Source organism: Caballeronia sp. ATUFL_F2_KS9A (assembly GCF_023630765.1).
GTDB classification, from domain to species: domain Bacteria; phylum Pseudomonadota; class Gammaproteobacteria; order Burkholderiales; family Burkholderiaceae; genus Caballeronia; species Caballeronia zhejiangensis.
Genome location: NZ_JALQEK010000022.1, coordinates 82,643 through 105,379, shown reverse-complemented (window position 1 = coordinate 105,379; position 22,737 = coordinate 82,643). Strand labels below are relative to the sequence as shown.

22 protein-coding genes are annotated in these 22,737 nt (G+C 63.1%); 16 read left to right on the top strand and 6 right to left on the bottom strand.

All coding sequences use genetic code 11. The annotated features are described in order from the left end of the window. Positions 1–390: 390 nt before the first annotated feature. Entirely contained in the window at positions 391–1,434 is a 1,044-nt protein-coding gene (gene mgrA / locus NCS67_RS13215) for an L-glyceraldehyde 3-phosphate reductase (protein WP_008352347.1), read from the bottom strand. 234 nt (positions 1,435–1,668) lie between these two features. Here mgrA and NCS67_RS13210 point away from each other — a divergent pair, with 234 nt between their 5' ends. Both NCS67_RS13210 and NCS67_RS13205 read left to right on the top strand, forming a co-directional pair. Beyond that, positions 1,669–2,466, top strand: a complete 798-nt coding sequence (locus tag NCS67_RS13210; RefSeq protein WP_250435377.1) for a mechanosensitive ion channel family protein — start codon at positions 1,669–1,671, stop codon at positions 2,464–2,466. 60 nt (positions 2,467–2,526) lie between these two features. Further along, positions 2,527–2,730, top strand: a complete 204-nt coding sequence (locus NCS67_RS13205; RefSeq protein ID WP_008352349.1) for a DUF3185 family protein — start codon at positions 2,527–2,529, stop codon at positions 2,728–2,730. A 20-nt stretch (positions 2,731–2,750) separates the two neighbouring features. Here the strand turns inward: NCS67_RS13205 and NCS67_RS13200 are convergent, their stop codons facing one another. Continuing rightward, the gene (locus tag NCS67_RS13200; protein ID WP_008352350.1) at positions 2,751–3,527 is read right to left on the bottom strand and encodes a phytanoyl-CoA dioxygenase family protein; all 777 of its coding nucleotides are present in this window, start codon (positions 3,525–3,527) and stop codon (positions 2,751–2,753) included. 386 nt (positions 3,528–3,913) lie between these two features. On the opposite strand from NCS67_RS13200, the gene NCS67_RS13195 reads away from it, so the two are divergent. Beyond that, positions 3,914–4,195, top strand: a complete 282-nt coding sequence (locus NCS67_RS13195) for a hypothetical protein (RefSeq protein ID WP_008352351.1) — start codon at positions 3,914–3,916, stop codon at positions 4,193–4,195. Between the two features lie 21 nt (positions 4,196–4,216). Here the strand turns inward: NCS67_RS13195 and NCS67_RS13190 are convergent, their stop codons facing one another. Both NCS67_RS13190 and metK read right to left on the bottom strand, forming a co-directional pair. Beyond that, complete coding sequence (locus NCS67_RS13190) at positions 4,217–5,332, bottom strand: alkene reductase (RefSeq protein WP_250435376.1); 1,116 nt, start codon at positions 5,330–5,332, stop codon at positions 4,217–4,219. Between the two features lie 124 nt (positions 5,333–5,456). After that, complete coding sequence (metK, locus tag NCS67_RS13185) at positions 5,457–6,644, bottom strand: methionine adenosyltransferase (protein WP_008352353.1); 1,188 nt, start codon at positions 6,642–6,644, stop codon at positions 5,457–5,459. Positions 6,645–6,898: 254 nt separating this feature from the next. Here metK and NCS67_RS13180 point away from each other — a divergent pair, with 254 nt between their 5' ends. From NCS67_RS13180 to NCS67_RS13125, 12 genes are all read left to right on the top strand, one after another. Next, a complete protein-coding gene (locus NCS67_RS13180; RefSeq protein WP_008352354.1) occupies positions 6,899–7,783 on the top strand; it encodes a lipid A biosynthesis lauroyl acyltransferase in 885 nt (294 codons plus the stop codon). A 50-nt stretch (positions 7,784–7,833) separates the two neighbouring features. After that, positions 7,834–8,715 (top strand): diaminopimelate epimerase, encoded by an 882-nt coding sequence (gene dapF, locus NCS67_RS13175; protein ID WP_008352356.1) that lies wholly within the window; start codon positions 7,834–7,836, stop codon positions 8,713–8,715. 15 nt (positions 8,716–8,730) lie between these two features. Next, positions 8,731–9,450, top strand: coding sequence for a DUF484 family protein (locus tag NCS67_RS13170; RefSeq protein ID WP_008352358.1), 720 nt, complete (start codon positions 8,731–8,733; stop codon positions 9,448–9,450). Positions 9,451–9,452: 2 nt separating this feature from the next. Further along, positions 9,453–10,379 (top strand): tyrosine recombinase XerC, encoded by a 927-nt coding sequence (xerC, locus tag NCS67_RS13165; protein WP_250435375.1) that lies wholly within the window; start codon positions 9,453–9,455, stop codon positions 10,377–10,379. Positions 10,380–10,414: 35 nt separating this feature from the next. Then, on the top strand, positions 10,415–11,614 hold the full coding sequence (locus tag NCS67_RS13160) for a class I SAM-dependent rRNA methyltransferase (RefSeq protein ID WP_008352362.1): 1,200 nt from the start codon (positions 10,415–10,417) through the stop codon (positions 11,612–11,614). Between the two features lie 110 nt (positions 11,615–11,724). Continuing rightward, the gene (locus tag NCS67_RS13155) at positions 11,725–12,798 is read left to right on the top strand and encodes a CobW family GTP-binding protein (protein WP_250435374.1); all 1,074 of its coding nucleotides are present in this window, start codon (positions 11,725–11,727) and stop codon (positions 12,796–12,798) included. A 568-nt stretch (positions 12,799–13,366) separates the two neighbouring features. After that, positions 13,367–13,783 (top strand): RNA polymerase-binding protein DksA, encoded by a 417-nt coding sequence (gene dksA / locus NCS67_RS13150; protein WP_008352366.1) that lies wholly within the window; start codon positions 13,367–13,369, stop codon positions 13,781–13,783. A gap of 357 nt (positions 13,784–14,140) precedes the next feature. Next, entirely contained in the window at positions 14,141–14,677 is a 537-nt protein-coding gene (gene hslV, locus NCS67_RS13145) for an ATP-dependent protease subunit HslV (RefSeq protein WP_008352368.1), read from the top strand. Between the two features lie 12 nt (positions 14,678–14,689). Then, positions 14,690–16,042 carry an ATP-dependent protease ATPase subunit HslU gene (gene hslU, locus NCS67_RS13140; RefSeq protein WP_250435373.1) on the top strand — a complete coding sequence of 451 codons (1,353 nt, stop codon included), beginning with the start codon at positions 14,690–14,692 and terminating at the stop codon, positions 16,040–16,042. 335 nt (positions 16,043–16,377) lie between these two features. Further along, positions 16,378–17,460 (top strand): bifunctional DNA-binding transcriptional regulator/O6-methylguanine-DNA methyltransferase Ada, encoded by a 1,083-nt coding sequence (gene ada / locus NCS67_RS13135; protein ID WP_008352371.1) that lies wholly within the window; start codon positions 16,378–16,380, stop codon positions 17,458–17,460. Positions 17,461–17,711: 251 nt separating this feature from the next. Next, positions 17,712–19,331: a glutamate--cysteine ligase gene (gene gshA / locus NCS67_RS13130; protein WP_008352373.1), complete on the top strand. Its 1,620-nt coding sequence runs from the start codon at positions 17,712–17,714 to the stop codon at positions 19,329–19,331. A 133-nt stretch (positions 19,332–19,464) separates the two neighbouring features. Beyond that, positions 19,465–20,016: a hypothetical protein gene (locus tag NCS67_RS13125; RefSeq protein ID WP_008352375.1), complete on the top strand. Its 552-nt coding sequence runs from the start codon at positions 19,465–19,467 to the stop codon at positions 20,014–20,016. A gap of 1 nt (position 20,017) precedes the next feature. Here NCS67_RS13125 and NCS67_RS13120 read toward each other — a convergent pair whose 3' ends face one another. Together NCS67_RS13120 and NCS67_RS13115 are read right to left on the bottom strand one after the other, a co-directional pair. After that, positions 20,018–21,580, bottom strand: coding sequence for a DHA2 family efflux MFS transporter permease subunit (locus tag NCS67_RS13120; protein ID WP_033536461.1), 1,563 nt, complete (start codon positions 21,578–21,580; stop codon positions 20,018–20,020). 119 nt (positions 21,581–21,699) lie between these two features. Next, positions 21,700–22,194, bottom strand: a complete 495-nt coding sequence (locus NCS67_RS13115) for a MarR family winged helix-turn-helix transcriptional regulator (protein ID WP_008352379.1) — start codon at positions 22,192–22,194, stop codon at positions 21,700–21,702. A 206-nt stretch (positions 22,195–22,400) separates the two neighbouring features. On the opposite strand from NCS67_RS13115, the gene NCS67_RS13110 reads away from it, so the two are divergent. Further along, a complete protein-coding gene (locus NCS67_RS13110) occupies positions 22,401–22,676 on the top strand; it encodes a hypothetical protein (protein ID WP_250435372.1) in 276 nt (91 codons plus the stop codon). Positions 22,677–22,737: the final 61 nt, after the last annotated feature.

Genomic DNA, 22,737 nt, shown 5'->3' with positions numbered 1-22,737 from the left:
CGAGGGCGCAACGAGGGGCGCTGCGCTGTCCGAACGGGACGATCGAATGGTGAAGGTCGCCGATTGATCCGAAACCCGCGATGCGAGGACAGCGATTCACGCCGCGCCACGCGTGAACTTCGCGCAAAAAAACTGACAGCCCGGCGCAATCGGCTATTTTAACCCGATAGTCGTTTCGCGGTCCGAACGTCGATACGGCGGCGGTGGCGCGCACGCGCGCCTCGTGGGCGAACGTGCGTGCAGAAGAAATGCACTTTCGGCTGACTGCGCGGCCGGTGGCCGGCCTCGGCGGCAACTCTTATCGCTGCGCAAAAGCCGCCGAGTCCGCATGATAGCAACGGATGCCGCGCGTATCTCGAAATACCCTTCTGGCGAAAGGCCGCACGCGTGTCAGATGCGCTGATCCGTCGACGGTTTTTCCCACAGGTTGATGCCGCCTTCCTTCGCGTGCTGATCGATTTCCGCGAGTTCTTCCTTCGAGAAATCGAGATTCTTCAGTGCGCCGACGTTCTCGACGACTTGCTCCGCGCGGCTCGCGCCGATCAGCACCGAGGTCACGCGCCCGCCTCGCAGCGCCCACGCGAGCGCCATCTGCGCGAGGCTCTGGCCGCGCTTCTGCGCGAGATCGTTGAGCTTGCGGACGTGCGCGAGGTTCGCATCGCTCAGATGTTCCTGCTTGAGCGAGCCGCCGCCCGGTTTGTTGACGCGCGCGTCCTGCGGCACGCCATTCAGATACTTGCTGGTCAGCAGACCTTGCGCGAGCGGCGTAAACGCGATGCTTCCCGCACCGATGTCGTCGAGCGTGTCGAGCAGGTCTTCTTCGATCCAGCGGTTCAGCATGTTGTACGACGGCTGATGGATCAGCAGCGGCACCTTATGCTCGGCAAGCAGCTTGGCCATCTCGCGTGTTTTGGACGCCGAGTACGACGAGATGCCAACGTAAAGCGCCTTGCCCGAATGCACGGCCGTCGCCAGCGCGCCAGCGGTTTCTTCGAGCGGCGTATCGGCGTCGAAACGGTGCGAATAGAAGATGTCGACGTAATCGAGGCCCATGCGCTTCAGGCTCTGGTCGAGGCTCGCCAGCACGTATTTGCGCGAGCCGCCGCCCTGGCCGTACGGACCGGGCCACATGTCCCAGCCGGCTTTCGAGGAGATCAACAGTTCGTCACGATAAGGGCGGAAGTCGTCCTTGAAGATGCGCCCGAAGTTCGTTTCGGCGCTGCCGTACGGCGGGCCGTAATTGTTCGCGAGATCGAAATGCGTGACGCCGAGATCGAACGCCGTGCGCAGGATTTCACGTTGCGTGGAGATCGGCGTCGTATCGCCGAAGTTGTGCCACAAACCGAGCGACAACGCAGGAAGTTTCAACCCGCTCCTGCCACAAGTGCGGTATTGCATTTGCGTGTAACGCTCGGAGGCTGCTTCGTAGGCCATGACGGATTTCCTCTGCGGATGGCGAATTGAACGGACTGGAACGGACAACGTGCCTTTCACGCGGCACGCGCGGACACGCACGCTGTCGAGGGCGTCAATGGTAAGCCAATCGGGGCTGGGCGCGCACGGCACGCGATGCCGTCCCGCTATTCGGTATAGGCCGGATGGCCAGCAAGGGGAACGATCCAACGCGATCGCGGACAAAAGCAGATTCGTTTTGAAGGACCGCTACCCATGGATTCGATCGACAGACTTCGCCCCGCTTACGATTCGTTTGGTGCAATTGCCGTGACTTACGGCATCGATATTCTGCTGGCGCTGCTGATTCTCGCGGTCGGCTGGTGGATTTCGAACGCCGTCGCGAACACCCTGCGCCGCACGCTCGCTCGCACCAATGTCGATGCCACGCTCACGCCGGTGCTCGCCAGCCTCGCGTTGTGGGCGATCCGCGTCGTCGCGATCGTCGCCGCGCTCGGCAAGCTCGGCATTGCCGCCGCCAGCATCCTGACCGTGCTCGGCGCTGCCGGCCTCGCCATCGGCCTCGCGCTGCAGGGCACGCTGCAAAACATCGCGGCCGGCCTGATGCTCCTGCTGCTGCGCCCGTTTCGCGTCGGCGATTACATCGAAGGCGTCGGAACGACGGCGGGCACGGTCAACGAGATCGGACTTTTCACGACGCGCCTCACGAAAGCCGACGGCATCATCATGTTCGTGCCGAACAGCCTCATTTGGGCGAACGCCATCACGAACTACAGCGCGAACGATCGGCGTCGCGTCGTCATCAACTTTCAGGCACAGCATGGGCTGAAGGTCGAGCGTGTGCTCGAGGAACTGCGCAAGCTGATGAGCGACGATCCGCGCATCGTGCAGGACGGGCCGTCGGCGCCGTGGGTCGCCGTGACCGATTACACGGACACCGGCGTCAAATACAACCTCGGCGCGTGGACGAGCAGAAGCGATCATCAGTACGTGATGGCCGACCTCCTGCGCAAGATTCAGCCGTACACGCGCGAGCAGGCGCAGGCGGCGTGAGTGGACGCGCGAGCGCCGACCCGCTAACCTGACGCGCTTTTCCAGCCAAGAGACCACGCCATGACCCGAGCGATTTCCGTTGCGCTGCTAGTCGGCGGCGTCGTGCTGCTGTATTTCGGCGGCCAGTCGTTTCATTCGCTCTCCAGCGACGTCGCGCGCTTCTTCACCGGCTCGCCCACGAACAAGACCATCTGGCTGATCGCGGGCGGCATCGTCGCGTCGCTCGCCGGGCTGATCGGCCTCACGATTCCGTCGAAACGCTGAAACGCTCAAACGCTCAGACGTCAGACGAGCGGCACTTCCGGCTTCGACGCCGAGCGCGTGCCGGGCAGCGCCGCGTTGCTCGCGCCGCGATACGTGAACACGAGCGAGAACTTCACCTGATCGGTGAGGTTCTTGCCCGCCGAATGCAGCGTGTTGCAGTGGAAGAACACGACGTCGCCCGGTTCCAGCGCGGGCGACACCGCCGTGCGGATCAGCGCGGCATTCTCGGGCAAGTCGGAGCGGAAGAATTTCGCGTCGTCGAAGCGATCCGATGTGAACGGCAGCTTGTGCGACATCGGCACGAACCACAGCGCGCCGTTTTCCACCGTTTCGTTGCCGAGCGCGACCCACGCGGAAACGAGATCGTCGCGCTCGAACGCCCAGTAGCGCACGTCGCGATGCCAGCCGGTCAGGCTGCCGTACGCCGGGTGCTTCGTCATCATGCAGTTGTGATGCGCGCGCGACAAATACGGCGTCTCGCCGAAATACAACTCCATCCATCCGCGCACTTCCGGCGATGTCGCGAACTCCGCGTAAAGCGGATGCCGCGCGTAGGCGTCGAGCAGGCGGCGCACGGTGTGTCCGCCGGGCGCGTCCTTCGAATCCGGCGCGCCGGGATATTTCAGATCGGCCTCGAACTCGACCGGCGCGGCGGCCTCGGCGAGTTGCCGGCGCGCGACTTCGAGCATCGCGTCGCGGCGTTCCTGCGAAACCAGCCCTTTCACGATCACGTAGCCGTTTCGACGCAGCTCGTGCACCTGTTCCTTCTTCGATTTCAGCAGGTTTTGATCAGACATTTCAGTTCTTGGCTCCGGCGGCTTTCGAATTTCTTCATGCCGTCGACGCTATATCCGGAATTGGGGCGAATACGGGGATTGTAAATCCGGCAGCGCAGGAAGGCCCATGCGAGAACGCTTCCGCCGATTTTTATAAGCAGCCGCTTCATGAAACGGCAGGGAAAACGCGGACTTACCCGGGTAATACGGGTCCTGTACATTGATCCGCATCAATTCGGTGCAACTTCGCAATTGCTGTTGAATCGAAGCGTTGAACTTCATTTTTGAGACGACTATCGTCGAGTCTGCTTCCACGCAAACCGACCTTTCCCGCCGACATGAACCACCGAATCGCTATCGGACTTACTCGCGTCGCATCGCGAGCCGCGCGTCCTGCGCGCCGCGGCATGATCCGCGCGCTGCGCCATCACTCCACCCGCACGCAATTGCTCGCCGAGCAACTGAAGAACGTGCATCCGGTCGACGGCATCCGGTCGTGGTTCCGCGGTTTCTTCTTCAATTTGCGCGTGCGCGCGGCCTCGCGCCGGGTGTCGTTGCGCGCGCTGTTGCGCCGTCCGGTGCAGTTGCGCGCGCCCGCGCCGAAGCCGAAAGCGGCTGCGCTGACGAGCCGTCGTCCGCGTCGCGTGTCGGCGACGAGCGCCGGCTGGTACGCGTTCGCGGCGCGCTGAATCGCGCAATCGCGCAATCCCTCACTTGCGCTCGGCCTCGTCGAGCGTCGGATAGTCCGTGTAGCCTTTCTCTCCGCCGCCGTAGAACGTCGCCTCGTCGGGCGCGTTGAGCGGCGCGTTCATCCTGAAGCGCTCGACCAAATCCGGATTCGCGAGAAACGCGCGACCGAAAGCCACGGCGTCGGCTTCGCCTCGTTCGATGCGCGTATTGGCTTCTTCCGCGGTGTATTCGCCGCAGACGATGATCGCGCCGTCGTAAGCCTCCCGCAGCGCGTCTCGATAGCCGTCCGAAAGCGGCGCGCCGCCCGCCCAGTCGCCTTCCGCCAGATGCAGATACGCGATGCCGATGCGCTTCAGCTCGCGCGCCAGATACAGCGATGACGCTTCGCCTTCATCGTCGTGCAGATCGAATCCCGTGAAGTTCGGCGATATCCGGATGCCGACGCGATTCGCGCCCATCACGCCCGCGACCGCCTCCAGCACATCGACGACCAGCCGCACGCGATTTTCGATGCCGCCGCCGTACTCGTCGGTGCGATGGTTGGTGCCCGTCGCCATGAACTGATGCAGCAGATAGCCGTTGGCCGCGTGGACTTCGATCATGTCGAAATCGGCGCGCTTGGCGCGATGCGCGGCATCGACGAACTGCAGCACGATGCCCGGCAACTCGCCGATCTCAAGCGCGCGCGGTTCGTCGGCGTCGGTCATGCCGTAGGTGCCGTCATCGTGTCTCACGAACACTTGCGTGTCGCGCGCGCGGATCGCGGACGGCGCGACGGGCGGCGCATCGCCCTCCTGCAGCGATCGATGCGACACGCGCCCCACATGCCACAGCTGCGACGCGATGCGCCCGTGCCGCGCGTGAACCGCGCCCACGACGGCTCTCCATCCGGCTTCCTGCGCGTCGGAATAGATGCCGGGCGTCGCGACATAACCCTGACCTTGCCGCGAAACCTGCGTCGCCTCGGTCACGATGAGTCCCGCGCCCGCGCGCTGCGCGTAATAGTGCGCGTTCATTTCGCTGGGTACATCGCCGGGCTGCGACGCGCGATTGCGCGTGAGCGGCGCCATCACCACGCGATTCGGCAGTTCGAGATTGCCGATTGTGACGGGAGAAAGAAGCGTTTCGAACGGCATGACGGCTCCGTGGATGATCGGTTTTGCCGTCCGGTTCGGTCGCAAGAAACGCGCCGCGCAGGCGAAAAAAAACCGGCAAGCGCGATGCTTGCCGGTTCTTGTCCCGCGCGTTCGGCGAATGGCGTTACGCCACGCTTGCGACCGGCTCCGTGCCCGCCGCTTCGGCCAGCATGAGCGCCTTGTCGGTGGCTTCCCACGAGAATTCAGGCTCTTCGCGGCCGAAGTGACCGTATGCCGCCGTCTTTTCGTAGATCGGGCGCAGCAGATCGAGCATCTGGATGATGCCCTTCGGACGCAGATCGAAATGCTCCAGAACGAGCTTCGTGATTTCGGCATCCGACACGCGGCCCGTGCCGAACGTGTTCACCATCACCGAAGTCGGACGTGCCACGCCGATTGCGTACGAAACCTGGATCAGCGCGCGCGATGCGAGACCGGCCGCGACGATGTTCTTCGCGACATAACGTCCCGCGTACGCCGCCGAGCGGTCGACCTTCGACGGATCCTTGCCCGAGAACGCGCCGCCGCCGTGCGGAGCCGCGCCGCCGTACGTGTCGACGATGATCTTGCGGCCCGTCAGACCGCAGTCGCCCTGCGGACCGCCGATGACGAAGCGGCCCGTCGGGTTCACCAGAAACTTGATGTCGCCCTTGATGAGTTCCTTCGGCAGCGTCGGCTTGATGACTTCTTCGATCACCGCTTCGCGCAGTTGCGGCAGGTCGATGTCCGGCGAATGTTGCGTCGACAGCACGACCGTATCGATGGAATGCGCGCGGCCATCGACATAACGCACGGTGACTTGCGACTTCGCGTCCGGACGCAGCCAGGGCAAACGGCCATCGCGACGAAGGTTTGCCTGACGCTCGACGAGGCGATGCGAAAGGTGGATCGGCAGCGGCATCAGTTCGGGCGTTTCGTCGCAGGCGTAGCCGAACATGAGGCCCTGGTCGCCCGCGCCCTGATCGAGATTGTCGTCGTGCGCCTTGTTCACGCCTTGCGCGATATCCGGCGATTGCTTGTCATACGCGACGAGAACCGCGCAGCCGCGATAGTCGATGCCGAAGTCGGTGTTGTCGTAACCGATGCGCTTGATGGTGTCGCGCGCGACCTGGATGTAATCGACGTTGGCGGTGGTCGTGATTTCGCCCGCGAGGACGACGAGACCGGTGTTGCACAGCGTTTCCGCGGCGACGCGCGAATATTTGTCCTGCGACAGAATGGCGTCGAGGATGGCGTCGGAGACTTGGTCGGCAACCTTGTCCGGGTGGCCTTCGGAAACGGATTCGGAAGTAAAGAGGTAGTCGTTCGACACGCTTCAGACTCCAATAAAAGTACGGTTGATATTCACGTAGCCGTCTTCTTTTGGAGTCTGAAGCGGCGACGCTTTAGCGGATGTGCTTCCAGGCCGGCGCTTCTCGAAAGTAAGAAGACTCCGACCCGCTTCGCCCCGCAAGTTGTCCATTAACTCGGCGAAGGTTTTATTATACCGGTTTCCTTAGTTTTCACAGAATTGACCCTTTTGACTTCCTCGGTCCCGCTCCACTCGTCCGCCCGCCGGAGCGAGTCATGCTAGGTCGTATCGGCGTGGCGCTCGCCATCGGTTTTCTCAAATTCCTCGCGGTGATTCCATACGGCATCACCGCGCGTTTCGGCGACGGCCTCGGCTGGCTGCTCTATCAGATTCCGAGCCGTCGCAAGCGCATCGTCCATACGAATCTGAAGCTGTGCTTCCCCGAGTGGTCCGACGAAAAACGCGAGGACATCGCGCAGAAGCACTTTCGGCACGCGATCCGCAGTTACGTCGAGCGCAGCGTGCAATGGTTCGGCTCCGCGAAGAAGCTCGAAAAGCTGATCGAAGTCGATAGCGCCATCGATCTCACCGATCCCGATCTTCCGCCCACGCTCTTTCTCGGACTGCATTTCGTCGGCATCGAGGCGGGCTCGATCTTTCTCAACTACTCGCTGCATCGGCGCTGCGGTTCGCTGTATCAGCCGTTTTCGAATCCGCAGATCGAGGAACTGGCGAAGAGACAGCGCGCCCGTTTCGGCGCCGACATGGCGAGCCGCGCCGACAGCGCGCGCATCGTGCTGCGCTGGCTGCGCGATCGCAAACCCGTGATGCTCGGCGCGGACATGGACTACGGCATGCGCAACTCCACGTTCGTCCCGTTCTTCGGCATCCCGACGTGCACGCTGACCGCCGTCGGCCGGCTCGCGAAGACGGGCAAGGCGCAGGTCGTGCCCTTCATCGGAGAAGTTTTGCCGAACTACAAGGGTTATCGGCTGAAAGTCTTCAAACCTTGGGAAAATTATCCGAGCGGCGACGACGAGGCCGACGCGCGCCGCATGAACGCGTTTCTGGAAGAGCAGATTCCGCGCATGCCCGAGCAATATTATTGGGTTCACAAGCGCTTCAAGACGCGCCCGCCGGGCGACCCGAGCTTTTATTGACGCCTGAATCGCGCGAAACGCGGCATCGCGGCTCACATACAATAGCGGCCATGAAACTGAAATTCACAAAAATGCAGGGCGCGGGCAATGACTTCGTCGTGCTCGACGGCTACACGCAGGCGCTCGATCTGTCCGCCGAACAGGTGCGCGCGCTCGCGAACCGTCATTTCGGCGTCGGCGCGGATCAGTTGCTGCTCGTGGAAAAGCCGACGATCGAAGGCGTCGACTTCAAGTACCGCATCTTCAATTGCGATGGCGGTGAAGTCGAGCATTGCGGCAACGGCGCGCGCTGCTTCGTGAAGTTCGTCCGCGACCGGCGTCTGACGGATGCATCGACGGTGCGCGTGCAGGTGCAAAACGGCGTCATCACGCTGACGATGCAGGAGAACGGCGAAGTCGTCGTCGATATGAGCACGCCGGTGTTCGATCCGCCGAAAGTGCCGTTCGACGCGCAAGGTCTCGAAGGCCGGAAGGAAGGCAACGACACGCTCTGGCCGCTCGACGTGAACGGCTCGATCAACGACCGGCGCTGGATTTCCGTCGTGTCGATGGGCAATCCGCACGCGGTCCAGATCGTCGATGACGTCGAGGCGTATCCCGTTCTGACCGAAGGTCCGCTCGTCGAACGTCACGCGCGCTTTCCAAAGCGCGTCAATGCGGGCTTCATGGAGATCGTCGATCGGCATTCGGTGAAACTGCGCGTCTACGAGCGCGGCGCGGGCGAAACGCTCGCGTGCGGCACGGGCGCGTGCGCGGCGGTGGCGGCCGGCATTCGCCGCGGCCGGCTCGATTCGCCCGTTCGCGTCGAGACGCACGGCGGCACGCTCACGATCAGCTGGGACGGCGCGAAGAACGAAACCGCCGCGCTCTTCATGGCCGGGCCCGCCGCAACGGTCTTCGAAGGCGAGATCGAGCTCGATCGCATCGTTTAACGCATACACGTCACCATGAATCCACGCGAAGTCGCCGACTATCTGCTCGACAACCCTGATTTCTTCGTCGAGCACGCGGAACTGCTCGGCACCATCCGGCTTTCGAATCCGCACGGCAAAGCGGCCGTGTCGCTGCAGGAACGCCAGATGGAAATGCTGCGCGACAAGAACAAGCAGCTCGAACGGCGTCTCGCCGAATTGCTGCGCTACGGCCACGAAAACGACAGCATCTCGACCAAGTTCAATCGCTGGACCGTGCGCGTAATCTCGCAGCGCGATCCGTACGCGCTGCCCGCGACCATCAGCAAGGGGCTGTGCGAAATCTTCGACGTGCCGCACGCCGCGCTGCGCGTGTGGGATATCGACGAAGCGTATCGCCAAGCCGATTTCGCCCGTCAGGTCGGCGAGGAAGTACGCCTTTTCACGACCGGTCTCGCCGCGCCGTACTGCGGCGTGAATACCGGCTTCGCCGCCGCGCAGTGGCTGGGCGCGGCGAACTCGGCATCGGCGACGGTCGCGCCGAGCGACGGCCCGTCCGACATCGACCGCAAGATCGAATCCGTGTCGCTCATCGCGCTGCGCGATCCGCAAGCCGGCCCGGATGCGCCGAGCTTCGGCCTGCTCGTCATGGGCTCGCCTGATCCGCGCCGCTTCCACGACGGCATGGCGACGGATTTCCTCACGCAGATCGGCGCGCTCGCGAGCGCCGCGCTTTCCCGCCTGCTGCCGCATTGACGATGAACGCCACCGCCGACGTGATCGCCGACTATCTCGCGATGCTCGAGCATCAGCGGCATCTTTCCGAGCACACGCTGCGCGGCTATACGCACGAGTTGAGCGAGCTGCGCGCGCTCGCCAAGGATCGTCCACTGGAATCGCTCACATCCGCCGATATTCGCGGCGCGGTCGTGCGCGCGCACGCGAGCGGATTATCGTCGCGTTCGATCGCGCATCGGCTGTCGGCATGGCGCGCGTTCTATCGATGGCTCGCCGAGCGCGTCGAGATGCCCGCGAATCCGGTCGCGACGGTGCGCGCGCCCAAGCGCGAAAAGACGCTGCCGAAGGCGCTTTCCGTCGATGACGCCGCGAGGCTGATGGACGCGCCGCAAGCCGATACGACCGAAGCGCTGCGCGATCACGCGATACTCGAACTGTTCTACTCGTCGGGTCTGCGGCTCGCGGAACTGGTCGGGCTGGACGTTCGCCACGTCGACACTGCCGAACACCGGTCCGAAGGCTGGATCGATCTGGAAGGCGCCGAAGTCACGGTGCTCGGCAAAGGTAAGCGGATGCGCAAAGTGCCGGTCGGCAGCAAGGCGGTCGAAGCGCTGCGCGCCTGGCTCGCCGTGCGCGACGAGTTCGTCAAGCTCGAACCGCACGCGCTCTTTCTCTCGGTGCGCGGCAACCGCATGTCGCCCGGCGTGGTGCGCGAACGCGTGAAGCGGCTCGCGCTGCTCGCGGGCATTCCGTCGAATGTGCATCCGCACGTGCTGCGGCATTCGTTCGCCACGCACGTCCTGCAATCGAGCGGCGACCTGCGCGCGGTGCAGGAACTGCTCGGCCATGCAAGCATCACGGCCACGCAGATTTATACATCGCTCGATTTTCAGCACCTCGCCCGCGTCTACGATGCGGCGCACCCGCGCGCGAAGAAGCGCGATTAACTCCGCGAGCGCCCTGCGCGCCGCCTCGGCTTGCAATGGACACCATCACGCTCAAACCGGCGAAGGACAAGTCGCTCGTCCGCCGCCATCCGTGGATTTATGCGAACGCCATCGCGCGCATCGACGGCAATCCCGCGCCGGGCGCGACGGTCGTCATTCGCGCGGCCGACGGACGCTTTCTCGCGCGCGCGTCGTACAGCCCGCAATCGCAGATTCGCGCGCGCGTCTGGACGTTCGATGAAAGCGAGCCCATCGATCACGCGTTCTTCAAGCGCCGCGTGCAGCGCGCGGTCGCGCATCGGCGCACGATGGTCAAGGACACCGGCGCGACGCGCCTCATATTCGGCGAAGCGGACGGCTTGCCGGGCCTGATCGTCGATTACTACGTCGCGGATACCGGCGATCACGCACAGCTCGTCTGCCAGTTCATGGCGACGGGCGTCGAGTCATGGAAAGCCGCGATCGTGCAGGCGCTCGTCGATGCGACCGGTTGCGCGAACGTCTACGAGCGCTCGGACGTGTCGATCCGCCAGAAGGAAGGTCTCGAACAGACGACCGGCGTGCTCGCCGGCGACGCGCCTCCGGCGACGCTCATCGCGAACGAATGCGGCGTGCGCTATCACGTCGACGTGCGCAACGGCCACAAGACGGGCTTTTACGTCGATCAGCGCGACAACCGCGTGCTCGTTGCGCAGAACGCGCAAGGCCGCGAAGTGCTCAACTGCTTCTGCTACACGGGCGGATTCTCGCTGGCCGCGCTGAAAGGCGGGGCGACGCGCGTGGTCTCCGTCGATTCATCGGGCGAAGCGCTCGCGCTCGCGCGGGAGAACGTGAAGGCCAACGGCTTCGACGCGGAGAAAGCCGAATGGCTCGACGCCGATGCGTTCAAGACGCTGCGCCGTCTCTACGACGAAGGCCGGCGCTTCGACCTGATCGTGCTCGATCCGCCGAAGTTCGCGCCGTCGAAGGAAACCGTCGATCGCGCCGCGCGCGCGTACAAGGACATCAATCTGAGCGGCTTCAAGTTGCTGCGTCCAGGCGGCCTGCTTTTCACGTACTCATGTTCCGGCGCGATCGATGCCGACTTGTTCCAGAAGATCGTCGCGAGCGCGGCGGCCGACGCACGCGCCGATGCGCGCATCCTCAAGCGGCTCGGCGCGGGCGTGGATCATCCGTTGCTGACGGCGTTTCCGGAAGGCGAGTATCTGAAAGGGCTGCTGTTGCAAATCGCGTGATCGGCCTCAGTTAAGGGCGATTCGCGAGCGAAGGGCGCACGAAGCGTCGGCTCCGCAAATATGTTCCAATATTCGATTCCGCGCGTTCCCCGAACTTAAAAGGCGACACCATGATTCCCGTAACCATCCTGACCGGCTTTTTGGGCAGCGGCAAAACCACGCTGCTCAAGCGCATCCTGAACGAGAAGCACGGCATGAAGATCGCCGTGATCGAGAACGAGTTCGGCGAAGAGAACATCGACAACGAGATCCTCGTGCAGGAGACGAACGAGCAGATCATCCAGATGAGCAACGGCTGCATCTGCTGCACGATCCGCGGCGACCTCGCGCGCGCGCTCGAAGACCTCGCGAACCGCAAGAAGGCGGGCACGCTCGATTTCGACCGCGTCGTGATCGAAACCACCGGCCTCGCGAATCCGGGTCCGGTCGCGCAGACGTTCTTCATGGACAACACCGTCGCCGACGAATTCCTGCTCGACGCGATCATCACGCTCGTCGACGCGAAGCACGCGAATGCGCAGCTCGACCAGCACGAAGTGGTGCAGCGTCAGGTCGGCTTCGCGGATCGCCTGTTCATCACGAAATCCGATCTCGTTTCCGCCGACGAACTCGAAGCGCTGAAGCATCGCCTGCTGCACATGAACCCGCGCGCGGCGATCAAGGTCGTGAATTTCGGCGACGCAGACATCAAGGAAATTTTCGATCTGCGCGGCTTCAATCTGAACTCGAAGCTCGAGATCGATCCGGATTTCCTCGCGGAAGACGATCACGATCATGACCACGCGCGTGACCATGATCACGATCACGATCATTCGACCTGCGGTCACGACCACAGCCACGATCACGAGCACGGGCATCACCATCATCATCACGCGCATCACGACGACAAGATCAAGTCGTTCGTGTATCGCAGCGACAAGCCGTTCGATCCGAACCGCCTCGAAGACTTCCTCGGCGGCATTCTGCAGATTTATGGCGAGCGCCTGTTGCGCTACAAGGGCGTGCTCTATATGAAGGGCGTCGATCGCAAGGTCGTGTTCCAGGGCGTGCATCAGATGATGGGCAGCGATCTCGCCGGCAAGTGGATGCCGATCGAGAAGAAGAACAGCAAGATGGTGTTCATCGGCATCGAACTGCCGAAGGATCTGATCACCGACGGCCTCGACGCCTGCCTGGTGAAGTAATCCGGCATGCATCTCGCTTGGATTGCCGCGAATCACGCGGGGCGACAAAACGGGCACTGACACAGAACGCCGCCGCGAAGGGCTCGCGCGCGGCGTTTTTCATGTCCGACTTTCGGTGCGCGTATGTAGTCGCGCCCACCAAGCGTCATCGCTTTTTGCGCGTTCAGGCGTTATATTTTTGAAATTCCGGCGCAAATCGACAGGGTTTTCCGTAGGTTTAGTTGGAATTTGCGGTTCAGTTACAATACAGCCCCACTGGAGAAGGGCAGTTCCGCTGAATGCGCGTCTTCGAGGCGCTCGGCCAGCGGATCTTGGGAGAAGGGATGTCCCGTCGGGACGATGCCTCGATTTGCCGGGGGAAGGCAAATCAAGTCAAAGCACCGGGGCCGGAAATCCGGGGCCATGCGAATGCGCCCGGTCTTCCGGAGCATCATCCAATATCGGTTTCCAGAGGAGTTCGGCCCCGCATCGACGTGTCGCGTAGCCCCTAGCGTACGGATGCGCTGAATGCGGGTAACGCAAGTGCGGGCGTTGCGAAGACATCGCCCTACATTGAAGAAGCAAGCTGATGACAACGAAACTCTTGACCGAAGCCGAAATCCTGAAGATGAGCGAGAAGGACTACATGAACGAGGATCAACTCGCCTTCTTCAAGAACCGGCTCGAACAGTTGCAAGCGGACATTCTGAAGAATGCCGGCCAGACGACCGAGAACCTGCGGGAAACGGTGATCGTGCCGGACCCGGCGGACCGCGCGACCATCGAGGAAGAACATGCACTGGAACTGCGCACGCGCGATCGCGAACGCAAGCTTCTGAAGAAGGTGCAGCAGTCGCTCGCGCGCATCGAGTCCGGCGATTACGGCTGGTGCGAAGAGACCGGCGAGCCGATCGGCATTCCGCGCCTGCTCGCGCGTCCGACCGCCACGCTGTCGCTCGAAGCGCAGGAACGCCGCGAACTGCGTCAGAAGCTGTTCGGCGACTGAAATCGCTGTCGGCAGGCGAGCGTCGCGGGACCGCCCGCAACGGGGAAGACGCCGCCGCAAAAAAGTTGTGCAGAAGCAGTCGCATCGGCAAAAAGGCATCCAACGAAGGGATGCCTTTTTTGCTTTGTGCCCGGTAAAAACGGCGAGCGCCGATACCGTACGCCTTGATAAATCCGGCGTCGCCCTAAAATGAATCCGACGCGCGCCGCAAAAGCTTCATCGCGGCAAGCGCGAGCGCGGCGCCGTCCGCCTCGGGCCTCACGCCCGACGGAACCCCGCGCCGTGCACTCCATCGAATTCTCGACTGCGCGGCGGACTTTCATCGCCACGCATCGTCTGTTTATCCAAGGAACGCACATGGAACAATTTCACGGCACGACCATCGTCTCCGTGCGCCGCGACGGCAAGGTCGCGCTGGGCGGCGATGGTCAGGTGACGCTCGGCAATATCGTCATGAAAGGGGGCGCGAAGAAGGTGCGCCGCATCTATGGCGGCAAGGTGCTGGTCGGCTTCGCCGGCGGCACGGCCGACGCGTTCTCGCTGCTCGACCGCTTCGAAGCCAAACTCGAGAAGCATCAGGGCAATCTGACGCGCGCCGCCGTCGAACTGGCGAAAGACTGGCGCACCGATCGCATGCTGCGACGCCTCGAAGCCATGCTGATCACCGCCGACAAGGACAACACGCTCGTCATCACCGGCAACGGCGACGTGCTCGATCCGGAGCACGGCATCGCGGCGATCGGCTCGGGCGGCGCCTATGCGCAGGCTGCGGCGCAGGCGCTCATTGAGAACACCGATCTCTCGCCGCGCGACATCGTCGAGAAGGCGCTGACCATCGCCGGCGACATGTGCATCTACACCAACCACAATCGCGTCATCGAGACGATCGAATAAAGGACTTTTGCGATGACCACCATGACTCCCTCCGAAATCGTCTCCGAACTCGACAAGCACATCATCGGCCAGGGGCGCGCGAAGAAGGCAGTTGCCGTCGCGCTGCGCAACCGCTGGCGCCGTCAGCAGGTCGCCGAGCCGCTGCGTCAGGAGATCACGCCGAAGAACATTCTGATGATCGGGCCGACGGGCGTCGGCAAAACCGAAATCGCGCGGCGTCTCGCCAAGCTCGCGGACGCGCCGTTCATCAAGATCGAAGCGACCAAGTTCACCGAAGTGGGCTACGTGGGCCGCGACGTGGACAGCATCGTGCGCGATCTGATCGAGATTTCCGTGAAGCAGACGCGCGAATCCGAGATGAAGAAAGTCCGCACGAAGGCCGAAGATCGCGCGGAAGACCGCATCCTCGACATTCTTCTGCCGACGGCGCGGCCGGTCGGATTCGGCGCCACGAACGCGATGGAGTCGTCGGGCAGCGAAGGCGGCGACAACGCCACGCGTCAGACCTTCCGCAAGCGCCTGCGCGAAGGCGCGCTCGACGACAAGGAAATCGAGCTCGATGTGGAAATGCCGCAAGTCGGCATGGACATCATGGGGCCGCCGGGCATGGAAGACATGACCGAACAGATTCGCTCGATGTTCGCGAACATCGGCGGCGGCAAGAAGACGCGCCGCAAGGTGAAGGTCAAGGAAGCGCTCAAGCTGCTGACCGACGAAGAAGCCAGCAAGATGCTCAACGACGAAGAGGTCAAGAGCAAGGCGGTGCAGAACGTCGAGCAGAACGGCATCGTGTTTCTCGATGAGATCGACAAGATCGCGTCGCGCAGCGAGACGGGCGGCGCCGAAGTCTCGCGCGCGGGCGTGCAGCGCGACCTGCTGCCGCTCGTCGAAGGCACGACCATCAACACGAAGTACGGGATGATCAAGACCGATCACATCCTGTTCATCGCGAGCGGCGCGTTTCATCTCGCCAAACCGAGCGATCTGATTCCCGAACTGCAGGGGCGCTTTCCGATTCGCGTCGAGCTGGATTCGCTGTCCGTCGGCGATTTCGAATCGATCCTGAATTCGACTGATGCGAGTCTCGTCAAGCAGTACAAGGCGCTGCTGGCGACCGAAGGCGTCGAGCTCGACTTTGCGGAAGACGGCATCCGGCGTCTCGCGGAAATCGCGTTTTCGGTGAATGAGAAGACCGAGAATATCGGCGCGCGGCGGCTTTATACGGTGATCGAGAAGCTGCTCGAAGAAGTGTCGTTCGCGGCGGGCAATCATGCCGGCAAGCCTGTGCGAATCGACGCGCCGTATGTGGAACGAGCGCTCGGCGATGTGGCGCAAGACGAGGATTTGTCGCGCTACGTGCTGTAACGGCGGCGTAATCGTCTACGAGAAACCGGGCCACGCGCCCGGTTTTTTTCGCGCTGATGTTTCGAACACGCAAAAACCACGGACGAAAAAAAGCCCGCCTTAGTGGGCGGGCTGAATCCATATCAGGAGGAGACATGGAGGAGACAGTTCCAATCATACACAGCCACTTGATGCGACGCAATAGAAATTTCGGTAAAAACCCCTATGGCGTCCCTTTGTGGTATCTGAGCGTCACTTTTCGGATTTCGCGGACCGATGACAGAGCAAGAATCGGCGCGTAACCTCAGTTGGGCGGCTCTACAGTGGTCACGTACCCAAGAGCCATCGAGGTCGTCATGAAAACCGTCACGAACCCTGTTTTTTCCTCCGATGAAAGCCGCTGGCAAGCCGTCGTCGATCGCGACGAGCGCGCCGACGGTGCCTTCTTCTTCGCCGTTCGCACGACCGGCGTGTTTTGCCGACCGTCGTGCGCGTCGCGTGCGCCGCGTCGCGAGAACGTCGAATTTTTTCCGACGACCGACTCCGCCGAACAAGCCGGATACCGCGCGTGCAAGCGCTGCCAGCCGACGAGCCTGCCGCGCGAACTCGCGATCGTCGAGCGCGCATGCAAGGTGCTCGACGCCGATCCGCAGCAACGCATGACGCTCGCGCAATTGAGCGACGCCGTACATGTCAGCCCGTTTCACCTGCAGCGCCTGTTTTCGCGAATCGTCGGCATTTCGCCGCGTCAGTATCAGGCGGCGCAGCGTGCCGGCGTGCTGCGCGATGCGTTGCAGCGCGGCCGCGACGTCACGCGCGCGACGCACGACGCCGGTTTCGGCTCGCCGTCGCGCATGTACGAGGCCGTGCCCGCGGAACTCGGCATGACGCCGTCCGCGTATAAGCGTCAGGGCGCTGGGCTGACCGTGCGTTACGCGACCGCCGCGACGCCGCTGGGTGCCGTGCTCATCGCCGCGACCGACAAGGGCGTCTGCAAGATCGCATTCGGCGACGACGCGCCCACGCTCGTCGATCAGCTCGCCGCCGATTTCGCGCAGGCCGAACGCGTCGAGGATGCCGCGAAACTGGAGCCGTTCATCGCGCAGATTCGCGCGTATCTGCAAGGCACGCGCGAGCGCTTCGATTTGCCGCTCGACATCGGCGCGACCGCATTTCAACGGCGCGTATGGGACGCGTTGCGGCGCATCCCGTATGGGCAGACGCGCAGTTACACCGAGATCGCCGAATCGCTCGGCGCGCCGCGCGCGGTGCGGGCGGTGGCGAATGCGTGCGCGTCGAATCCGGTGGCGCTCGCGATTCCGTGTCATCGCGTCATCGGCAAGGATGGCGCGATCGCCGGCTATCGCTGGGGCACGCCGCGCAAGGAAACGCTGCTCGAAACCGAACGCGCGCGCAACGAAACCAACAAGGTTGCATGAAGCAGGCGCGCTCGCCGTCGACATGACGCGCGAGCGCTTCGATGTCCTCGCGAGCCGCTCCAAGCGGCTCCAAAGCGCACCGCCGCGTATTCCGCGGATCTCCCGCGCATCTCCCGCGAATCTCCCGAAAAACCCGCAATCCCTTGCCTGATATGGGCCCAAGCACGCCTTACACCGAGATGTTAAAGTGCCCGCTACCCTAAAAATACGACCGCGCGCACACGCGCTCGCGCTCCTCGCAGAACGCTTCAATGGCAAACAAGAATCCCGCTCACACCAAGGCCGGCGCTTTCGAGCGCAGGCTTGCCGCGCTCGCGTCCGGTCCGCATGCCGACGCGTTGCGCCAAGGCTTGCGCGGCATCGAAAAAGAAAGCTTGCGCGTGACGCCGCAGGGCAAGCTGGCGATGACGCCGCATCCGCGCTCGTTCGGCTCCGCGCTGACGCATCCGCTCATCACGACCGATTACTCCGAGGCGCTCGTCGAGCTCATCACGCCCGCCGAATCGGATGTGGCGATCACGCTCGATCGCCTCGACGCGCTGCATCGCTTCGCGTACGCGCACATGGGCGACGAGTTGCTGTGGAACAATTCGATGCCTAACTCGCTGCCGCCCGAGGACGAGATTCCGTTCGGCTATTACGGCACGTCGAACATCGGCATGTTGAAGACGGTGTACCGGCGCGGCCTCGCGCTGCGCTACGGCCGCACGATGCAATGCATCGCGGGCATCCACTACAACTATTCGCTCGATGAAAACGTATGGCGCGCCTGGCAGGCGCTCGATGCGACGAGCACGCTGTCCGCGAAAGACTTTCAGTCCGAGCGCTACTTCGCGCTGATCCGCAACTTCCGCCGCACGAGTTGGCTCCTGATGTATCTGTTCGGCGCGTCGCCGGCGCTGAACAAGCGCTTCGTCGCCGGCAAGAAGCATCATCTGGAAACGTTCGATGCCGACACGTTCTATCTGCCGCACGCGACCAGCCTTCGCATGAGCGATCTCGGATACACCAACAATCCCGCGCAGGCCGATCTGCTGCCGAGCTACGACAATCTCGACGCGTATCTCGACGTGCTCGCCAAAGCCGTGAGCCAGCCGTATGCGCCGTATGAAGCCATCGGCACGCAGCGCGACGGCGAATGGGTGCAGATCAACACGAACGTGCTGCAGATCGAAAACGAGTTCTACTCGACGATCCGCCCGAAGCGCGTCACGCATTCGGGCGAACGTCCGCTGCATGCGCTGGCCGAGCGCGGCGTGCAGTACATCGAAGTGCGCTGCCTCGACATCGATCCGTTCGTGCCGACGGGCATCTCGCTCGAAACCGCGCGCTTTCTCGATGCGTATCTGCTCTATTGCGCACTGGAAGACAGCCCGCTGTTGCCGCCCGGCGCGAGCATCGAAGCCAACGCGAATTTCATGACGGTGTCGAAGGAAGGGCGCAAGCCGGGTCTCGCGCTGCAACGCGACGGCGCAAGCGTGCCGATGCAGCAATGGGCCGAAGAACTCTTCGATGCAATCGAACCGGTCGCGAAGACGCTCGACACGCTAAACGGCAACGGCGATCACACGCGCGCGCTGGAAGCGCTGCGGCCGCGCATCGCCGATGCGTCGCTCACGCCGTCCGCGCGCGTGCTGCAAACGATGCGCGACAAGCAGCAAACCTTCGACGAGTTCGCGCTCGATCTCAGCGCGCGTCACGCGGAAAATTTTCGTGCGCGTCCGCTTTCCGTCGCAGAAGAGCGCGTGATGAACGAGCTTGCGGCAAAATCGCTTGTGGAACAGGCGGTCGTCGAAAGCAGCGACACCGAAACGTTCGACGCCTTCGTTGCGGCGTATCAGGTCTACAAGCTGAACCCCGCGAACGCGTGAGGCGATTTTTCCGCTGCGGTGTCAGCACGCGGCGGCAATTGTTTCCGGCTTATGCAACAGAGGGAAACGCGTCATCACATCATCCGATTTGAGGGGTCAAAATATGGCCGACTTTTCGACGATCGGGGGAGTAATGAAGAAGAAGTACTTCGCCGCCGCCGCGCTTGGGGCTGCATGGCTCGCCCTTTTTAGCGGCTGCGCCGTGCAAGACCAGGTCAGCAGCACGACGATGGAGCAGGCCACGCAACCGCTCACCTGCATGAGCAAGCCGGAATGCGACGCGTGGTGGGCGCGCGCCCAGGTCTGGGTGACGAACCATTCCGAATACAAGCTGCAGACCGTCACCGATTCGATCATCCAGACGGCGGGGCCGTCGAGCGGCAAGCGCGCGCTCGCGTATCAGATCACCAAGACGCCGACCAACGAAGGCACCGCGACGATCGGTTTCGCCGCGCATTGCGATAATCCGCTCGGCTGCCAGCCGAATCCGTGGCAGGCAGGCGCGGATTTCAAGCAGTTCATCAAGAACGGCCCCGGACTGCGCAAGACCGAAACGCCGCAAGCCACGCAGACCCCGCCTGCACCCGCGCCGAGCGGCGTGCAGGTCAGCCCGCTGGATCAGCCGGTCCCGCTCAATCTGGAAAACCAGCCGGGGCAGTCGGTCACGCCGCTCACGCCTCAGTAGTTCAGTGTCCCATCGAGGCTGACGCGCCCTTCTTCGGCCGCGTCAGCCAGACCATCGCGGCCAGCACGAGAAACGCATAGAACGAAATGCGGAAGAAGTCGTTGGTCGACATCATGTACGCCTGCGCCGACACCACGCGATCCAGTTGCGCGGTCAGCGCCTGTCCCGACAAGCCGAGTCCCGACAGCAGGTCCGAATACGCGTTCGTGCCCGCCGAATAAGGCGTGACCGATTCGGTCAGACGCGCGTGATGGCGGATCATGTCGTTTTCCCAGAACGTCGTGCTGACCGCCGTGCCGATCGCGCCCGACAGCGTGCGCAGGAAGTTCGACAGGCCCGCGGCGCCCGCGAGCCGTTCGTCGGAGACGCTGGAGAGCGTGATCGTCGTCATCGGCACGAAGAAGCACGCGACGCCGATGCCCTGAATCAAGCGCGGATAGATGATCTGGTCGAACGGCGTATCGAGCGTGAAGGTCGAGTTCCAATGCGACACGAACGCGAACGTGAGGAACGCGAAGCTCGCGACCACGCGCAGATTCAGCCGATGCATGTTCTGCCCGATGATCGGCGACAGCACCAGCGCGAGAATCCCGACCGGCGCGGTGGCGAGACCCGCGAGCCACGGCGTGTAGCCGAGCACGGTCTGCAACCACAACGGCAACACGACGACCGAGCCGAAGAACGCGAGAAAGCCGAGCGACGTGATGAGCACGCCCATCGCAAAGTTGCGGTCGCGAAAGAGCGAAAGGTCGATCACCGGTTCCTTCTCGGTCAACTCCCACGCGAACATGAACGCGAGCGAGACCGCCGACACGATCGCCAGCGTCACGATGAAGTTCGAGTTGAACCAGTCGTGGTCCTTGCCGAGGTCGAGCATCATCTGCAGGCTCGCGACGCCGATCACGAGCAGCGCCAATCCGACACCGTCGATGCGCTGCTGCGTCGTCTTCGTCTCGTGGCCGCGCAGCAGGAAGTACGCGATCGCCGCCGAGAACACGCCGATCGGCACGTTGATATAGAAGATCCACGGCCAGGTGTAGTTGTCGGTGATATAGCCGCCCATCACCGGGCCGAAGATCGGCGCGACGATCACGGTCATCGCCCAGAGACCGAGCGCGAGGCCGCGCTTTTCGGGCGGATAGCTGCGCATGAGGATGGTTTGCGACAGCGGGACCATCGGGCCGGAGACGAGGCCTTGCAGCAGCCGGAACGCGATCAGCGATTCGAAGTTGTGAGCCAGCCCGCACAGCGCCGACGCGATCGAAAACAGCAGCACGGAAATCGTGAAGAGCTTCACCTCGCCGACGCGCCGCGCGAGCCAGCCGGTCAACGGCACCGCAATCGCCGAAGCGACCGAGTACGACGAAATGACCCACGTGCCTTCGCTCGTCGCGACGCCGAGGCTGCCCGAAATGGTCGGCACGGCGACGTTCGCAATCGACGTGTCGAGCACTTCCATGAAGGTGCCGAGCGCGAGGCCCATCGTCAAAAGGGCGAGGATGCCGCCCGTGAGCGGCACGGGCGTGGGCGGCGTGGCGGGCGTGCCCGCAGTGGATGTGGACATCGAAGGTTTCTCCGGCGCGCGGCGCTCGAAACGCGCATCGCACGCAAACTATTTCTTGTCGCGGCATTCTCTGCTCAGACAGTGAAATCGGCGCAGAAATGCAGGTTAATTCCGATGAATCAGGGCAAGTCGTCGTCGAGCATGCATGGCGCGCAGTCGCCCATCGGCGTATTGCCGACGATGCGCGCGAGCATCGCGATCAGCAGATCCAGCTCGGCGCGGGTAAAGCCGTGCAACTGCTCGTTGAGCACGGCCGCGCCGATCACCGGCAAACGCGCCGCCGCGTCACGTCCGCGCTCCGTCAGACTGAGTTCGACGATTCGCCGGTCCACTTCGCTACGCGCGCGGCTGACGAAACCCTTCTTCTCGAGCCGGTCGAGCATGCGCGTCATGGAGCCGCTGTCGTACGACAGCTCGCGCGACAGTTCCAGCGGCGTGCGCGCCCGCCCCGACGCGAGCAGCAGAATCACGCCGATCTGCGGCGACGTGAGTTCGAGCGGCTTCAACGCCTGATCGGTTCGCATGACGAGCACGTTGCGCGCCTTCGCGAGGTAGTAGCCGAGGCTCGTTTCGAGCTGGATCGTCGCGGGATCGTAAAGCGGTTCGCCGTTCATGCGACATCGGTCAAACCGCGGATGCAAAAGTGTGACACTGCGCCGCGTCTCCTAAAGGCAACAATTGCGAAAAGCAATCAGCAGTATCTTGAAAAGTAGTTGCACAGTCAATATTATTCTATGCAACGAGTTACGCGCTTCATGCGCCGCCCGAGACCATGTTCTGACCGCCCGCCGTCGCTCGCCGACGCCCGAAGGACCTTTCGATGACCCGCTTTGTCCGTACCGCCCGCCGACGCTTCGGCGCCATCAGCAGCAAGATCGCCGACGCCTCCCGTCACTTCGTCCCGCCGAAGCTGAGTTCGTGGAAACTCGCGTTGTATCTGATCGTGTTCCTGCTGCCGGGCGGATCGTTCGTCGTCTTGGGCATGGGATGGTTCGAGAACCGGCAGCGTCGCAAGGCGGCGGCCGCGCCCGCGAAAGCGCCGGCGCGACCGTTGCTCTCGGCGCCCTGCTCGCCGTGTCCCGGTAGTGGACGATAATCGTCACCGTAACGCGTCGTAACCGATTCCACCCGCTGCGTAACACCCGCCTTACGGCGAA

Excerpts from the sequence above, each read along its gene's own strand:
- mgrA (WP_008352347.1), bottom strand. The coding sequence starts at position 1,434 with ATGGCCTACGAAGCAGCCTCCGAGCGTTACACGCAAATGCAATACCGC.
- NCS67_RS13210 (WP_250435377.1), top strand. The coding sequence starts at position 1,669 with ATGGATTCGATCGACAGACTTCGCCCCGCTTACGATTCGTTTGGTGCA.
- NCS67_RS13205 (WP_008352349.1), top strand. The coding sequence starts at position 2,527 with ATGACCCGAGCGATTTCCGTTGCGCTGCTAGTCGGCGGCGTCGTGCTG.
- NCS67_RS13200 (WP_008352350.1), bottom strand. The coding sequence starts at position 3,527 with ATGTCTGATCAAAACCTGCTGAAATCGAAGAAGGAACAGGTGCACGAG.
- NCS67_RS13195 (WP_008352351.1), top strand. The coding sequence starts at position 3,914 with ATGATCCGCGCGCTGCGCCATCACTCCACCCGCACGCAATTGCTCGCC.
- NCS67_RS13190 (WP_250435376.1), bottom strand. The coding sequence starts at position 5,332 with ATGCCGTTCGAAACGCTTCTTTCTCCCGTCACAATCGGCAATCTCGAA.
- NCS67_RS13180 (WP_008352354.1), top strand. The coding sequence starts at position 6,899 with ATGCTAGGTCGTATCGGCGTGGCGCTCGCCATCGGTTTTCTCAAATTC.
- dapF (WP_008352356.1), top strand. The coding sequence starts at position 7,834 with ATGAAACTGAAATTCACAAAAATGCAGGGCGCGGGCAATGACTTCGTC.
- NCS67_RS13170 (WP_008352358.1), top strand. The coding sequence starts at position 8,731 with ATGAATCCACGCGAAGTCGCCGACTATCTGCTCGACAACCCTGATTTC.
- xerC (WP_250435375.1), top strand. The coding sequence starts at position 9,453 with ATGAACGCCACCGCCGACGTGATCGCCGACTATCTCGCGATGCTCGAG.
- NCS67_RS13160 (WP_008352362.1), top strand. The coding sequence starts at position 10,415 with ATGGACACCATCACGCTCAAACCGGCGAAGGACAAGTCGCTCGTCCGC.
- NCS67_RS13155 (WP_250435374.1), top strand. The coding sequence starts at position 11,725 with ATGATTCCCGTAACCATCCTGACCGGCTTTTTGGGCAGCGGCAAAACC.
- dksA (WP_008352366.1), top strand. The coding sequence starts at position 13,367 with ATGACAACGAAACTCTTGACCGAAGCCGAAATCCTGAAGATGAGCGAG.
- hslV (WP_008352368.1), top strand. The coding sequence starts at position 14,141 with ATGGAACAATTTCACGGCACGACCATCGTCTCCGTGCGCCGCGACGGC.
- hslU (WP_250435373.1), top strand. The coding sequence starts at position 14,690 with ATGACCACCATGACTCCCTCCGAAATCGTCTCCGAACTCGACAAGCAC.
- ada (WP_008352371.1), top strand. The coding sequence starts at position 16,378 with ATGAAAACCGTCACGAACCCTGTTTTTTCCTCCGATGAAAGCCGCTGG.
- gshA (WP_008352373.1), top strand. The coding sequence starts at position 17,712 with ATGGCAAACAAGAATCCCGCTCACACCAAGGCCGGCGCTTTCGAGCGC.
- NCS67_RS13125 (WP_008352375.1), top strand. The coding sequence starts at position 19,465 with ATGAAGAAGAAGTACTTCGCCGCCGCCGCGCTTGGGGCTGCATGGCTC.
- NCS67_RS13120 (WP_033536461.1), bottom strand. The coding sequence starts at position 21,580 with ATGTCCACATCCACTGCGGGCACGCCCGCCACGCCGCCCACGCCCGTG.
- NCS67_RS13115 (WP_008352379.1), bottom strand. The coding sequence starts at position 22,194 with ATGAACGGCGAACCGCTTTACGATCCCGCGACGATCCAGCTCGAAACG.
- NCS67_RS13110 (WP_250435372.1), top strand. The coding sequence starts at position 22,401 with ATGACCCGCTTTGTCCGTACCGCCCGCCGACGCTTCGGCGCCATCAGC.